Below are 546 nucleotides of genomic sequence, written 5' to 3'. Positions count from 1 at the left end.
CATGGTGGATGCCTGGGCATCAGGAGCCGATGAAGGACGTGGGAGACCGCGATAGTCCTCGGGGAGTTGTCAACCTAGCTGTGATCCGAGGGTGTCCGAATGGGGAAACCCGGCGCCCGTCATGGGGCGTCACTCATGCCTGAATTCATAGGGTATGAGGGGGAACGTGGGGAAGTGAAACATCTCAGTACCCACAGGAAGAGAAAACAACCGTGATTCCGTGAGTAGTGGCGAGCGAAAGCGGAGGAGGCTAAACCGTGTTCGTGTGATACCCGGCAGGGGTTGCGGATGCGGTGTCGTGGGATGTGACCGTCAGGGTTCTGCCGAGCCTTGGACATTGTGCATGCAGGTTAGTGGAAGACGTCTGGAAAGCGTCACCGTAGTGGGTGAGAGTCCCGTACGCGAAAACTTGTGTGTCGGTGTGGGTTGTACTCCCGAGTAGCAGCGAGCTCGTGGAATTTGCTGTGAATTTGGCGGGACCACCCGTTAAGCCTAAATACTTCCTGATGACCGATAGCGGACTAGTACCGTGAGGGAAAGGTGAAA

1 rRNA gene is annotated in these 546 nt (G+C 56.4%); it reads left to right on the top strand.

The features are described 5' to 3' along the window. A 23S ribosomal RNA gene (locus tag ABD324_RS37055) occupies window positions 1–546 on the top strand; the annotation flags it as partial.

Origin of the sequence: Pseudonocardia ailaonensis (genome assembly GCF_039531635.1) — a bacterium.
GTDB lineage: Bacteria > Actinomycetota > Actinomycetes > Mycobacteriales > Pseudonocardiaceae > Pseudonocardia > Pseudonocardia ailaonensis.
Note: the sequence above shows the minus strand (reverse complement) of the source record. Positions and strands in the feature narration are given on the sequence as shown.